Source organism: Streptomyces sp. NPDC037301, assembly GCF_055602785.1.
The window spans coordinates 21,532-33,786 of sequence record NZ_JBVJWD010000061.1 but is presented as its reverse complement, the minus strand read 5'-3'; the positions used below and the strand labels follow the sequence as shown (position 1 = coordinate 33,786).

Below are 12,255 nucleotides of genomic sequence, written 5' to 3'. Positions count from 1 at the left end.
ATCCGAAAACCGCTCGCCCCCCACCGACTTCACCTGTCCCGGCCTTGGCACACCCAACACAACGAGCCGACACCCTCAAAGTCACCGGTATTGGGCCAAGGGGCGGAAGTACCGCACGACCTGGATCGACTACGCCTCGCTGGCGGCGGTGCACGCCTACATCGCCTTGGACAGGGAGATGTCGCAAGGGTCGTGGCGGCCGAGGAGGCCGCTGGTGGTGGGGGAGGCGGACTTCTACGGCGGCCGAGTCAACGGCCGGCGCACACGCTGGGCAGCGCTTCGACCGGAGGAACGGCTGCGCCTGGTCGGCCCGGAGGGCGGCTCGCTGCTGCTGGCGCTGAGCTACGACGGGCGGCCGTTCGTGGACTGGGGCACGCTGTTTCGTCGCACGGCCCGCCGGATCCGTGAGCGCTTTGAGTCGCGGTTCCCTGACGTCGCGCCGCACCTGTGCCGGCACACCTTCGCCATGGCGACCCTGGAGAAGCTGGTGGAGGGCCACTACCGGCAGGCAGCCCAGCTCTCCGCGGCGACTGGCGATGCGTCCGGGCTCGCGCTCTACCTGCTGAAGGCGGATCCGCTGCTGATCCTGCGGGACCTGCTGGGGCACTCCAGCGTGGTCACCACGGAGGTCTACCTCAAGCGCCTGGATGTCCACCGAATCTACCGCGCGGCCTGGGAGAACAGTCACGCCGTCGTCAATGCGGCCGCGCTCGTCGAGGCCGACGCCGAGTTCGCCGAGGAGTTCTGATGCCGGCCGAAGTCCTGCGCGATCCGCTCGCGTTGAAGCTGTCCCTGCCCGGCGAGACGGCGACGGTCATCGTCATCGGTGAACTGTCCAACCCGCGGCTGGCGGCCGACCTGACCGAGGGCCTTGCCGCCTCGGTCCATCCCCACGGGTCGCTCGCCAAGCTGACCACGGTGAAGAGCTTCACCTACACCCTGCGCCGGATGGTCCGCGATCTGGCCGATGACGGCTTCGAAGGGTCTGCGGCGGAGCTGACGAGGGCCGTGCTCGGGGCGTTCTGGCTGCGCTCGCACTACCTGGTTGAATACCGCACCCGCACGATCTTGCGCGCCTTCGACAACCGGCATCGGGTGCTTCCCGAACCGGTGCGGCAGATGGTGTTCGGCACGAACTACACGCGCCCCACCCTCAACGGGCCGCTACCGCCCTACGCGCCAGCCGAGTGGAACCGGCTGATTGACCTATGCAAGGGCGAGGTGCGCCGCCTGGGGGAGGAACAGCGGGCGATGGTCGCCCTTGCCCGGGGAGGACAAGATCCGGCGAACGGTGGCTGGAGCGAGGCGAACGGGGCCTGGCTGATGCTCCGGATGGGGCCGGTGACGCGGACGGAGGTCGCCTCTCACCTGGGCCTGACGCCGGATGGGTTTACCAAGAGGCACCGGGGCATCGAGAGGGTTCGGGCGGCGCTGTTCCCGTCCCACAGGGATGCGATTTCTTACATGCTGCTGCTGGCTGCCTGGACCGGCATCGTCCCGGACGGGCTGACCGGCCTGGAGGTCCGGGATCCGCTGGACCGGGAGGCAGGCGACGCTGCTGTCCTACACCAAGGGCCGCACGGCGGACGAGAGCTTGGTGTTGTCGCCGCGGGCGTCGCGGCTGCTGGAGCAGTGGCTGCAGCACAGCGCCCTGCTGCGCAGGCATGCCCCGGCCGAGCTGGCCGAGCACGTGTGGCTGGTGACGCGGCAAGGCAGGCTGGCCCGCGCGGCCTTCGAGGAGCACATGATGCGCGGGTGGGTCAAGGCCCACGATCTGCGCGGTGATGACGGCGGTCTGTTGCGCATCGACCGCCGGCGGCTGCGGACGACGTTCATCGCGCAGCGGGGTCAGCGGCAGTGGTCCCTGCGGGCGACGGGGGTCGATCCGAACCACTCGCCTCAGGTCGAGGGCGAGTGATGTCGGCGGGAGCGCGCCCCGAGCGTCCGTGAACCTCGAGGTAGTCCGTCAAAGGCGAATTGCGGCGAGCGCGGCCGTGCCGTAGCCGTCAGCACGCCGGCGGCCACTCCGGTGCGGGAGGGCAGTCCATGCACGGATCGCTGACGGTAGGAGACACCCCCGCCCTTTCAGGCGCCTCTCCGTGTCCACCTCGTCGGCCGACTGGGCGTCCCGCACGGCTGACTCGATGGCCCCGACGCTGCTCTCCTAGACATCACTGGCGATCTTGGCCACGGACTCGTCGGGGGCGACCAGGTCAGCGGTGGCCTTGGTGAGATGACACCCGACGGGGCGACTGGCGGGTCGTCCGGCCGGTGACGGCCAAGAAGTAGCCGGATCTGTCGAAGTGCCTGCAGCGGAAGCCATGCAGCAGCGCCGTCAGAAGAGTCCGGTCGCTAGGTGGAATCGCACGCGCTGCCCGCTCAGTTGCCGCTCCAGCACCGCATTCTGATGACGGAGAGCCAGGGTCTCAACGTCGTTCTCTCGGTTGCTCATCGGCAGCAGTCTCAGCATCGCGAACGCGTTCGTCACACCCAGGTACGCCAGTCTCAGTAACACAGCCGATCATCACACCGTGCTCACTGTCAGCCGTGCGAGAGCAGCGACTTGAGCGATCCTGTCTGTCACCCTGGGAGACCCAGTCCCACCTGCACAGATGAGGTATTCGGCAAGGGCAGGGATAGCGGTGGGAGAAGCTGGGAGTTACCGCGTAAACCGGGCCCTGCTCTGAGTGGGACTGGTGAAAGGCGCCTGACAGGCAAATGGCCAGGTCAGTTCGTCGCCCTCGCCGTCCTGCCGATCATCTTCGAGTTGCTCCGGCCTGCCGCAAGGGTGGCCCAGTTTGCCGCTCCCTGCAGGCGGCCAGATACCCGCTGGAGGCGACGCGTGGGGGACCAGGGCCGCGGTGCCGGGCCAAGCAGGAGCAGACGCTGCGCCAGAACACCAGCGACGTGGTCGGCGGGCTCCCCGGTGGGTTGCCGGGGCCTCGTCATGGCCGGTCGGTCGTGGCAGGCGATCGTGATCCCGCTGGCGCACGGGCCGGGCGGCGGAGAGCAGCCTGTAGGGGACGTCGGCACCTGGATCTACCCGCCGCATCCTCCGCCGTAGGGCTTCATGAAAGCTTCACGGGCCTACCCGCGCAAGGCACATGGGTGGAGGAGAGCGTCAGTGGGCCTCCGGCAGATCCGCGGAGAGGCGTACGGCCCCGGTGCAGGCCAGTCGGTCCGCCATCTCGACGCACGCCTCGGCCCCCTTCGGGCTGGTCGCGGGCAGCATCGGGCTGCTTTTGCCGTGCGTCACCCTGTCCCGGTGCGAGGCGAGCAGCTCGTCCGCTCCGGATCGGATCGAGACCTCTAGGGCGCCATCGCGCGCGTCCGTCTCCACCTCGGACCAGACAGTGGCGCAGGACGGGCTGAACCGGAGCCGTACGGCGTAGGCATCCTCAGTGACGGTGCTCTCAGTGCGGGCATCCCGGTTGCAGCGGGAGGAGCCCGGATACTGCCCCCGGCAGCTTTCCTTGCGGCAGGACGCCGCTTGCCGCTCCGGGCTGCCGCCCGACAAGGCCGGGGCGCCCACGGCGCAGGCCACGGCGCCCAGTGTGGCGGAGACAGCCAGCACGACGGCCGTCCGCAGCCGTCGCACCCGGGCAGCCGCCGCAAGCGGCAGCCGCGGCGCAGGGGGCTGGGGCGCCGCGCTCAGCGGTCTGGTCTCGGCCCGGCAGGCGTTCTCCCACAGGGCGACCAGCGGCGCCATCTCCGTGTCTCCGAGTCGCCCCAGCGCCTCGACAGCGGTACGCGGCGGGAGCTTGACGCCGTTGAGATAACGGTGCCATGAGGACTTGCTGTGGGCGGTGCGTGTAGCCAGCGCGGCCAGGCTCAGCCCGGTCTGCTGTTTGAGGTCGCGCAGCCGCTCCACCAGCAGCAGCCCGTCGGGGCCGAGCGAGTCGGGCAGTTGCTGCCAGCGAGCCGTCGCTTGCTCCTTCATGCCGTTCCCAGTCCTTCTATCAGGCATCCGGTTCATTCCGGATCGCGTGATGTGTGCCCTGGGGGCAGGGCAGCCACACGCACGGCCGGAGTCATCGGGCAATCGGCTTGTAGTACAGAGAGAAGGTGCGGTCCGAGGGCGGGCCCTGGGTGAAGCCAAGGCACAGCCAGGGCCCGCCTCGGCGCAGCACAGTCAGGCCCTCCGGCTCGCGCGGGTAGAGCCCCCTCGCAGTGTGGTCCAGCACCTGCTGCACCACGCGGCCGGTACGCACGTCGATACGGAACAGACGGACGTCGCCGGCCGAGCCGGCGGGGTTGTCAGCGCCGTATCCGTGGCCGAGCAGCTGGTAGGCGTACGGGCCGTACAGCGCCATGCCCTGGAAGGGGAGCCCCAGTTCGGTGCCGGGCTGAGCGAAGCCGGTGACTGGCCGGAAGTTCCCGGCCGCGAACTGTTTGAGCCCGTACACCCCGTAGCGCGGCATGCCGCCCACCTTGTACCGCAGCAGCAGCCGGTTGTGCGCCGGGTCGAGGGCCACCTGATTATTCGTGGAGCCGGGGAGCGGGCGATGCGTGGCAATCCTGCGGCTGGCGCGGGTCAGTACCCGGCCCGCGGTGAAGGTGAAGCGGCAGATGCCGCGGCCGTAGCCGGAGGCCGGCTGTGCGTCCCACTCCGTCCACAGAGCGCCGGCGCGGCGGGCCGTGTCCTCCACGCCGAGGGCGCTCCCGTGGCCGAAGCCCAGCAGGTACATATCGCCGTTGAGCGCGCCGCCCATGGTGAGCCGGTTCAGGCACATGTCGCCGCGGGCCGCGCGCTCGGCATGGGTGTACGCGCGCGGCTCGCCCGGCAGCCGGACGCCGCCCTCCATGACCTGGAGCGCGTACATGTGGCCGTGCCGCTCGTCGAAGGCGAAGGACTGCAGCACCGTGGAGTGGTGCAGCCGTACACCCTGGATCCACGGCTTGCCCGCCGGCGCCAGGCTGGCCGGTTGAGCCTTCGGCTGGGCTTCTGCCCTGCCGGCGGGGAATGCGGCGGCCAGTGCGACCGCAGCTCCAAAGCCGAGGACGGCTCTGCGGCCCGGACTGGATGGTAGGGAAAGGGACATGGGGGTCTCCTCGCTTGCTCGTGAGCTTCGTGGAACGGGCCCGCCCGCCCCGCGAGCGGGGCGGGCGGGCAGAGCGGCTCAGCACCAGGGGATGGCGCTCACGTTGCGGACGTAGCGGGCGGAGACGTAGCCCTTGTTGTGGGAGAGCTTGTACCAGCGGTGGTTGCCGCGGACGTTGCGCCCGTACTTCTTGCAGGGGATGTGGACCGTGCTGGCGGGACGCAGCGAGCCGATGACCCGGTAGCCCGTGCCCGGGCCGGAGCGGATCCTGAGCGGCATGTGGCGGGTTACCACACGGCCCTGGACGTAGCCGGTGCAGGTAATGGGCCGGGTCGTGGAGTGGCTGGGCGCCCACAGCTGGGGCGGGGCCGTGCGTCGGTGGGGCATCTGCTGGTGAGGCGCTGTGTGCCGCTGCTGCGCGGCGGCGGTGTCGGCGGAAACGACTGCAGCGGGCAACACCGCGATCGCCGCAATCGCGGCCACGAGGCTGCGCTGGATCGTGCGATTCATGGACTCTCCTATGAGGGCGTCTTCAGGATCGGCTGAGCGAGACCCTGTGTCGCTCAGCGTTTCCTAGCCGTCGGACAAAGATTCCGTCCCACGCGTTTCCGGGAGAAAGTGGGACGTCCCACCCGAGGGGACGGTTGAGTCTCAGCCGCCGTCGCCCGGGAGACCAGCCCCACTTCCCGCCAGGCTGCGGATGAGGGCCCCGTCAGGGTGGGCGGTGACCAGCTGTTCGATCTCGTCTTCCAGTGCCTTGAGGCGGGCCTTGCCAGCCGCCAGCTCGTCGGCGAGTTCGCGGATGAGTTCGGCGGTTCGCCGTTCGCCGGGAGGCGCGACGCGGTGGGCCTGTGCGGAGTTCACGGCGGCGTCCGCCACTGCGCCACGGTCTGCTTGCTGACGCTGTGCCTGCCCAGGTAGCCAGCGATGCGGGTGGTTCCGGCGCGCCGGATCTCGCTCGCGGTGACGTAGCGGCCCGGCAGGATGAGTCCGGACTTCGTCGTGGGGTCCACGGCGCGTTCCAGGCCGGGGCGGATGCCGGTGGGTAGATCCCGCAGACACGAGGTCCGCGCTGTGGCCCCCTGCGGACGCGGTGGACTGTGCCGCTTGGGATTCGTAAGGAGGTAACCGAACTGCTGCTGCCTGCAAGCCAGCCGCGGCGGTGTGCGAGCGGCCGGCCGGCAGCGTTGCTCTGGCCGCCGTCGACATCGTCGTCATGGTGTACGTGATGCGCGGCGCGTTTCCCCTCCGGACGGCTGTTCGCCGCGGATCGAAGAGCCTGAACTGCGGGTCGCGGGGCGAGACCGGCATAGGCGGCGAGATGGTCGGCGGTGGGGGAGTGCGCCGGCGTCGGTCCGGGTTACGCGAAGCGGCCTGTCCGTCGTTGTTGGAGTAGCACATGGGTTTGGTCCCCCGGCTGATGATGCGCAGTTCGCTGTGGCGGATGTCGGCCGACTCGTTGTAACGCACCAGGTGCGGTGCCCCGTGGTCGGTCGGGTTGGCGCTCCGCTGCCCTTCGTTCCGGCATGTTATTTGGGCTACTTGGGAGTCGAGATGAACCAGCGCTGGGAGCTGCCTCCGGTACACGTCGCGGTGGAGACGAGGTCGTTCACCGTCGCCGTTCGTGCGAGACATTTGTGGCTGACGGCGTTCTTGATCAGGGCACCGGACGGGCTATCGGTGACGTTCCAGAATGCTGCCTGGTCCGCGGCGGCACAGGGCTTCATGGTCAGTTGGCCGTTGCGCAGCGTGAGGCACAGCCCGGTCGCCTTCTGTCGGAGCGCCCGTTCAGCCTCCGCCTGGCGGGCATGACGTTGACGACCACCGGGGTGCTTGGCGGCTCGTTCCAGGAGACCTTGTAGCTGTCGTCTATCCGGTTCTGGTCAGTGGGGTGGAAGTCGGCGGCCCAGTTCGTCGAGGAAGTCGTCGTAGACAGCGACGAGGTCGTCGAGGTCGGCCATCTGCGGGAAGTCGATGACCGGCTGCCGCTCGGCCAGGAAGAGTGCGGCCTCCCGCACCATGTGCTGCTCGTCGGTCTCCGGGAGCCGGAGTTCCTCCAGCACCGCCGGGCTGTCCTTGAAGCGTGATTCGATCACTTCTTCGCTGAGGTGGGAGCGCACGAGGTAGTCGTGGTCGCCCAGTGGCTCGACACCGAACTGCTCGGACATGGATGACCCTGATTCAGCTGCTGGACGCCGGAGACGGGCCGAGCCCCAGAGGCGGTGTGGCCGACGTCGGGCAGGCCCCGGCCGCCCGTACCCTCCGTCCCGCGGTACACGTGGGGACGGAGGGTACGGGTCTGCCCAGATCAGTCGCGGGGGCGCAGGGGCGGGATGGAGGGGACCTCGGCTGTGTTCTCGATGTCCGCGGGCGTCAGCCGGAACTCCTCGGGGTAGTCCTCCCGGCGGGTGCGGCGGGTGGGTTCGCTGGTGCGCCACATGTACAGGCACTGCCCGCAGCGCAGTACCTCCCACACACCCGGGACGGGTGAGGCGAAGACGCGCTCGACGGCCTGGTGCGCGCAGCGGGGGCAGATCACGGAGTCGGCCATGGCGGCACTTCCTTTCCGTAGGTCGGGAGCCGTTCCGTGGAACGGAACGGACGGGGTGTCAGCGGCTGGCGGCGATGCGCCGGAGCCGGTCGAGCCAGGCGTCGGCCTCCGGCAGGTCGCGGACCGGGGTGCTGTAGTGGCCGCGCCGGTCCGGGGCGGCGGGCGTGGTCGCGTCGACGATCAGCTTGTCGACCATGCCGGGGATGTCGGCCTGCGGGGCGAGTTCCACGACGGACACGTCGGGGATCCTGATCAGGTCCCGGGCGGGGTTCATCTTCGTCGACAGCGCCCACATCACCTGCGGCAGGTTGAACGGGTCGACGTCCTCGTCGACGACGATGACCGTCGCCGCGTAGCCCAGGCCGTGCGGGGTCGTCAGCACCCGCATGCCGACCGCCTTCGCGAAGCCGCCATAGCGCTTGCGGGTCGAGACGATGACCACCATGCCGTGCGTGTACAGGGCGTTGACCGACTGGACCTCGGGGAAGTCCTTCGTCAGGGCCTGGTGGATCGGCACACAGGTGTTGGCCGCCATCAGGTAGTCGATCTCGGTTCACGGCTTGCCGAGGTAGAGGTGCTCGAAGATCGGGTCGCTCCGGTAGGAGATCCGGTCGATGCGCACCACGGGCAGGCTGCGCCCGCCGGAGTAGTGCCCGGTGAACTCGCCGAAGGGGCCCTCGATCTCCCGCTTGCGGCCCTCGACGACACCCTCGATGACGACCTCGCTGCCCCACGGCACCGGCAGCCCGGTCAGCGTGGCCCGCGTGATCGGGGCCGGGGCACCGCGCAGCGCGCCCGCCATCTCGTACTCGTTCTCGTCGTACTTCATCGGGGTCGAGGCGACGATGGAGATGACCGGGTCGTTGCCGATCGCGATGGCGACGGGCAGGTCCTCGCCGCGTTCCTCCGCCGCGCGCAGTTGCAGCGCGAGGTCGTGCACGGGCACGGGCTGCATGGCGAGCTTGCGCGGGCCCTTGACCTCCATGCGGTAGATGCCGACGTTCTGCTTGCCGCTGTGCTCGGGGTCGTCGGGGTCCCGGGAGACCACCGCGGCCTTGTCGATGTAGAAGCCGCCGTCCCCGTCGTTGAGGCGGATCAGCGGCAGCACCCGGAAGATGTCGGCCTCCTCGCCCTCCAGGGTGTTCTCGGCCCACGGCGGGTTGTCCCGCCACTCGGGCGCCATGGGGAATTCGCCCCACCGGCGGATGAACTCGGCCACCTGGTCGCGGGTGCCGGTCTCCTTCGGCAGCCCCATTGCGAGGGCGTGGTTGGCCCACGAGCCGTGTACGTTCATCGCGATGCGGGCGTCGGTGAAGCCCGTGACGTTGTCGAAGTACAGCGCGGGGGCCGTGTCGCCCAGGCGGGTCACGGCGTTCGCGGCGGCGGCGATGTCCGGCTCGGGCATCACCTCCTCGGTTACGCGCAGGAGCTGGCCTTCCCTGTCGAGGGTGTCGAGGAAGCTGCGGAGGTTGTCGTAAGCCATGGGCGGTCCTTGGGTGATGTAGTGGTGTTCTGTTCAGACGGCGGGGCGTGCCGCAAGGGGTTCGGACGGCGTGGGGCGTGCAGCACGGGCGGAGCGGATGCCCGCCCAGCGTTCGGCCGCGGGCGACGGCAGGTTGAACTGGTCGAGAATGCGGGCGGTGATGTGGTCGACGATGTCGTCGACCGTCTCCGGGTGGTTGTAGAAGGCGGGCATGGGCGGCACGATCGCCGCGCCCATCCGGGTCAGCGCCAGCATGTTCTCCAGGTGGATCTCGTTCAGCGGCGTCTCCCGCGCCACGAGGACGAGCCGGCCGCGCTCCTTCAGGACCACGTCGGCCGCGCGGCCCACCAGTCCGTCGGCGTACCCGGCGCGGACGCCCGCCAGGGTCTTCATGGAGCACGGGGCGATGACCATGCCGTCGGTGCGGAAGGAACCGGAGGAGATCCGGGCGCCCTGGTCATCGGGGGAATACACCTCGTCGGCGAGGGCGGCGACCTCCCGCACCGCGAGCCCGGTCTCCAGCTCGATCGTGGTACGCGCCCACCGGCTGAGCACCAGATGGGTCTCCACCGAGGGCAGCTCGGCCAGATACTGCAACAGCCGCACGCCGAACACGGCACCCGTCGCGCCCATCATGCCTACTACCAACCGCACGCTGGTCTCCTTCGTCGGGTCCTCCGGGCCGGCCTCAGGGTCTGGAGGTGTCGGGACGGAGCGCGGACTGTTTCAGACGCCGCCGTCTCATCGCGTTCCACGCTAGGCGCGAAGAACGAGGACAGAGCGCTACGCTGAAGACAGGCCATGGACAGAAACGGACAGCGTGACGTCACGGAGGTTCCCTACACCTCGTCGGTGGGAGCCCCACCGGGGGTAGATGTGTTCGATTTCCGTGCCCTCGTCGAACGGGCCGCATCGCATGACGTCGACCCGTACTCCCCGGTCCGGGTGGCCTTCCACGAACTGATCACTGTGCGCAGCGGCGTCCTGCGCTATGCGCTGGACTTCGCCGACGAGGAACTGTCCGAGGGCGCCTGGATGTGGGCCCGGCCCGGCCAGATCCACCAGTTCCGTTCCGACCTCACCGCGGTCGACGGCGTCGTGATCATGGTCGATCCCGGCTTCGTGGGCACCGCCACCGCCCAGGCCGCCGGTCTCGACCGCTACCCCGAACAGGGGCCACTGTTGCCCGACGCCTCCGCCGCGGCCGCCCTTCGCGGCATCCTGGAACCCCTGGAGAGCGAGTTCCGTGCCCCGCGCGACCTGCCGCTGGAGGTGCGCGTCGAGGTGCTCCGACACCTGCTCGCGGCGCTCCTGCTTCGGCTGTCCCACGTGCCCGGCGCCCCGGGGGACGCCGCAGCCGGCGACGAGGTCTTCCGCCGCTTCCGGCAGGCCGTGGAGCGCAACTACGCCCGCAACCACCGCGTGGAGGACTACGCGAAGGAGCTCAGCTACAGCGTCCGCACCCTCACCCGGGCGACCCGGGCCGCCGCCGGCCGCGGCGCCAAGCGCTACATCGACGACCGCGTCCTGATGGAGGCCAAGCGCCTACTGGTACACACCGACCTGTCCGCCACGGCGATCGGGGAGCGGCTGGGTTTCCCAGGTGCCACGGTCTTCACCAAGTTCTTCCATCGGCGGGTCGGCATGACGCCAGGCGCCTTCCGGGCCTCCGCGAGGGGCACGCCCGCGCCGAGTCCCGCGAATCCCGCAGCCCGTAATTCCCCAGGTACGAGGGCATCCGCTTCAAGCTGAAACGCCTGGTCAGCAGAGGCATCCTCACCGAGACCGAACCCGACCTGTTTACCCAGCCCGCCCATAACCCCTCGTCGCGGATCCCCGACCAGCGAACCTCACCCAGCCCGGATGCGTGAGGGACGACCGTCGTACAGGATGCGGCACGCCAGGTTCCAGATGTTCGACCCGGGCGCGCGAAGGGCGACCCTGTCCCTCGTCAGAATGCCGCATGTCGGCCCCTACCGGGGGCATGCTGTGCAGCAGTTCCAGTCGGCGTTGGGCGGCTTCGACCGCCCCGCAGCGCCGGCCAGGTACGTGGCTGAGCAATGAGACCAGAGGTGGGCCGAGTTCCCGGGCTTGCTGCGGGTCGCGAAGTTCTTGCCACTGGTGGTGGGCGCAGTCCACGGCGTCTTCTACGGCGGGTCGACCGGGGGCTGTTGCCGGGCGAGGCGGGTGTTGGCGGCAGCGATCCACAATTCGCAGCTGTGCCGGATCGTCGGCTATGCGAGCGAGGTCGGCCCGGACCCCCAGCCAGGGGGTGGCCTGCACGAAGCCCGCGCCGTAGGTACGCAGAGCCCCGGCGATCCGGTCGATCCGCAGCAAGGTGCCGTCCAGGATCACGAACGCCTTCGTCCGGGCTGCTGTCATCGCCTCGGCCAGGGCGGGACCGAGGGCGGCCAGAATGTCGACGGCCTCGCGTATGTAGCGGTACACGGTCGCGATTCCGATGCCGAATCCTGCGGCAAGCTGGGCGTAGGTATCGCCGCAGCGCAGGGAGTTGAGAGCTTGGGGAAGGGTAGACAACCACACGGAGCTCCTGGCAGATGGTGAATCTTGGTCGTGACGCCGTCTACCAGGAGCTTCGTCGTCCCGTCAGGCCGTCCAACTCGTGGGCCGCCACGTCAGGTTGGAAACGGCTCCGTGACAGCAAGCATCAGCCACTCTTCCTATGCTCGAGCGTTCAACGGATGAGTGTCTATCTTCATGCCCCGCTGCCCTGAGCAGTCGATCGCACGACGAGCCGATCGCTTGCCCTCATTCAAGCGGCCCGCCATAAGAATCGACGTGTTACCCCACGCCGCGTACCCGTCGACTCGCGCGAACCGTCGGAGGTCGTCGTCACCGCCTCCAGTTCGCCGCTTCCTCGGTCGCCACGCGATCCAGCGGCCCGTCACGGGCGAGACCGAGGCGCAGACCATGTCGTTTGCTCGCCGAATTGACAACCCTCTTGACGCCGTCCCCATCACCCACTGAACTGTCAGTGGTTTAAACCAATTTCCCAACCGTGACCCTGTATCCGCCAGTTCACGTGAGGAACACGATGAGGTCCCTGCGGTTGCTTTTCCCTGGCGCGGGGGGGGGGGGGGGGGGGGGGGGGGGGGGGGTAGGGGGGGGGGGGGGGGAGGGGAAAACGGGAGGGGGGAGAGAAAAAAAAACACGCAAAC

At 69.3% G+C, this 12,255-nt stretch carries 14 protein-coding genes and 2 pseudogenes; 4 read left to right on the top strand and 12 right to left on the bottom strand.

Annotated features, from left to right (window positions below; translation table 11 throughout):
- The 3 genes and pseudogenes from ACZ7IB_RS43055 to ACZ7IB_RS43045 form a co-directional block, all read left to right on the top strand.
- Positions 1 to 748: pseudogene (locus tag ACZ7IB_RS43055) on the top strand (hypothetical protein); the annotation flags it as partial.
- Complete coding sequence (locus tag ACZ7IB_RS43050) at positions 748 to 1,785, top strand: hypothetical protein (protein WP_470920362.1); 1,038 nt, start codon at positions 748 to 750, stop codon at positions 1,783 to 1,785. The pseudogene ACZ7IB_RS43055 and the gene ACZ7IB_RS43050, both read left to right, overlap by 1 nt.
- Positions 1,745 to 1,918 (top strand): hypothetical protein, encoded by a 174-nt coding sequence (locus ACZ7IB_RS43045; RefSeq protein ID WP_470920360.1) that lies wholly within the window; start codon positions 1,745 to 1,747, stop codon positions 1,916 to 1,918. The genes ACZ7IB_RS43050 and ACZ7IB_RS43045 overlap by 41 nt, the downstream gene beginning before the upstream one ends.
- A gap of 1,203 nt (positions 1,919 to 3,121) precedes the next feature.
- Here the strand turns inward: ACZ7IB_RS43045 and ACZ7IB_RS43040 are convergent.
- The 11 genes from ACZ7IB_RS43040 to ACZ7IB_RS42990 all read right to left on the bottom strand — a co-directional run bounded on the left by ACZ7IB_RS43040 (position 3,122) and on the right by ACZ7IB_RS42990 (position 9,730).
- On the bottom strand, positions 3,122 to 3,940 hold the full coding sequence (locus tag ACZ7IB_RS43040) for a helix-turn-helix domain-containing protein (protein ID WP_470920358.1): 819 nt from the start codon (positions 3,938 to 3,940) through the stop codon (positions 3,122 to 3,124).
- A 91-nt stretch (positions 3,941 to 4,031) separates the two neighbouring features.
- Positions 4,032 to 5,042, bottom strand: a complete 1,011-nt coding sequence (locus tag ACZ7IB_RS43035) for a phage baseplate protein (protein ID WP_470920356.1) — start codon at positions 5,040 to 5,042, stop codon at positions 4,032 to 4,034.
- Positions 5,043 to 5,120: 78 nt separating this feature from the next.
- Positions 5,121 to 5,552 carry an SH3 domain-containing protein gene (locus tag ACZ7IB_RS43030; RefSeq protein ID WP_470920354.1) on the bottom strand — a complete coding sequence of 144 codons (432 nt, stop codon included), beginning with the start codon at positions 5,550 to 5,552 and terminating at the stop codon, positions 5,121 to 5,123.
- Between the two features lie 141 nt (positions 5,553 to 5,693).
- Positions 5,694 to 5,921: a hypothetical protein gene (locus ACZ7IB_RS43025; RefSeq protein WP_470920353.1), complete on the bottom strand. Its 228-nt coding sequence runs from the start codon at positions 5,919 to 5,921 to the stop codon at positions 5,694 to 5,696.
- Positions 5,903 to 6,055 (bottom strand): hypothetical protein, encoded by a 153-nt coding sequence (locus ACZ7IB_RS43020; protein WP_470920352.1) that lies wholly within the window; start codon positions 6,053 to 6,055, stop codon positions 5,903 to 5,905. The genes ACZ7IB_RS43025 and ACZ7IB_RS43020 overlap by 19 nt, the downstream gene beginning before the upstream one ends.
- 525 nt (positions 6,056 to 6,580) lie before the next feature.
- Positions 6,581 to 6,892: a ricin-type beta-trefoil lectin domain protein gene (locus tag ACZ7IB_RS43015; RefSeq protein WP_470920364.1), complete on the bottom strand. Its 312-nt coding sequence runs from the start codon at positions 6,890 to 6,892 to the stop codon at positions 6,581 to 6,583.
- 33 nt (positions 6,893 to 6,925) lie between these two features.
- Positions 6,926 to 7,210, bottom strand: coding sequence for a hypothetical protein (locus ACZ7IB_RS43010; protein ID WP_470920350.1), 285 nt, complete (start codon positions 7,208 to 7,210; stop codon positions 6,926 to 6,928).
- A 140-nt stretch (positions 7,211 to 7,350) separates the two neighbouring features.
- Complete coding sequence (locus tag ACZ7IB_RS43005) at positions 7,351 to 7,593, bottom strand: non-oxidative hydroxyarylic acid decarboxylases subunit D (RefSeq protein WP_470920348.1); 243 nt, start codon at positions 7,591 to 7,593, stop codon at positions 7,351 to 7,353.
- A gap of 58 nt (positions 7,594 to 7,651) precedes the next feature.
- Positions 7,652 to 8,128 (bottom strand): hypothetical protein, encoded by a 477-nt coding sequence (locus ACZ7IB_RS43000; protein ID WP_470920347.1) that lies wholly within the window; start codon positions 8,126 to 8,128, stop codon positions 7,652 to 7,654.
- Positions 8,129 to 8,146: 18 nt separating this feature from the next.
- On the bottom strand, positions 8,147 to 9,076 hold the full coding sequence (locus tag ACZ7IB_RS42995; protein WP_470920346.1) for a UbiD family decarboxylase: 930 nt from the start codon (positions 9,074 to 9,076) through the stop codon (positions 8,147 to 8,149).
- Between the two features lie 33 nt (positions 9,077 to 9,109).
- The gene (locus ACZ7IB_RS42990) at positions 9,110 to 9,730 is read right to left on the bottom strand and encodes a non-oxidative hydroxyarylic acid decarboxylases subunit B (protein WP_470920344.1); all 621 of its coding nucleotides are present in this window, start codon (positions 9,728 to 9,730) and stop codon (positions 9,110 to 9,112) included.
- Between the two features lie 147 nt (positions 9,731 to 9,877).
- Here ACZ7IB_RS42990 and ACZ7IB_RS42985 point away from each other — a divergent pair, with 147 nt between their 5' ends.
- Positions 9,878 to 10,828 carry a helix-turn-helix transcriptional regulator gene (locus ACZ7IB_RS42985; RefSeq protein ID WP_470920343.1) on the top strand — a complete coding sequence of 317 codons (951 nt, stop codon included), beginning with the start codon at positions 9,878 to 9,880 and terminating at the stop codon, positions 10,826 to 10,828.
- A 561-nt stretch (positions 10,829 to 11,389) separates the two neighbouring features.
- On the opposite strand, the pseudogene ACZ7IB_RS42980 reads toward ACZ7IB_RS42985, so the two are convergent.
- Positions 11,390 to 11,593, bottom strand: a pseudogene (locus ACZ7IB_RS42980) (helix-turn-helix domain-containing protein); the annotation flags it as partial.
- Positions 11,594 to 12,255 lie beyond the last annotated feature (662 nt).

Bases quoted from the DNA above. Each gene is read 5' to 3' on its own strand.
- ACZ7IB_RS43050 (WP_470920362.1), top strand. From the start codon at position 748: ATGCCGGCCGAAGTCCTGCGCGATCCGCTCGCGTTGAAGCTGTCCCTG.
- ACZ7IB_RS43045 (WP_470920360.1), top strand. From the start codon at position 1,745: ATGATGCGCGGGTGGGTCAAGGCCCACGATCTGCGCGGTGATGACGGC.
- ACZ7IB_RS43040 (WP_470920358.1), bottom strand. From the start codon at position 3,940: ATGAAGGAGCAAGCGACGGCTCGCTGGCAGCAACTGCCCGACTCGCTC.
- ACZ7IB_RS43035 (WP_470920356.1), bottom strand. From the start codon at position 5,042: ATGTCCCTTTCCCTACCATCCAGTCCGGGCCGCAGAGCCGTCCTCGGC.
- ACZ7IB_RS43030 (WP_470920354.1), bottom strand. From the start codon at position 5,552: ATGAATCGCACGATCCAGCGCAGCCTCGTGGCCGCGATTGCGGCGATC.
- ACZ7IB_RS43010 (WP_470920350.1), bottom strand. From the start codon at position 7,210: ATGTCCGAGCAGTTCGGTGTCGAGCCACTGGGCGACCACGACTACCTC.
- ACZ7IB_RS43005 (WP_470920348.1), bottom strand. From the start codon at position 7,593: ATGGCCGACTCCGTGATCTGCCCCCGCTGCGCGCACCAGGCCGTCGAG.
- ACZ7IB_RS43000 (WP_470920347.1), bottom strand. From the start codon at position 8,128: ATGGCGGCCAACACCTGTGTGCCGATCCACCAGGCCCTGACGAAGGAC.
- ACZ7IB_RS42995 (WP_470920346.1), bottom strand. From the start codon at position 9,076: ATGGCTTACGACAACCTCCGCAGCTTCCTCGACACCCTCGACAGGGAA.
- ACZ7IB_RS42985 (WP_470920343.1), top strand. From the start codon at position 9,878: ATGGACAGAAACGGACAGCGTGACGTCACGGAGGTTCCCTACACCTCG.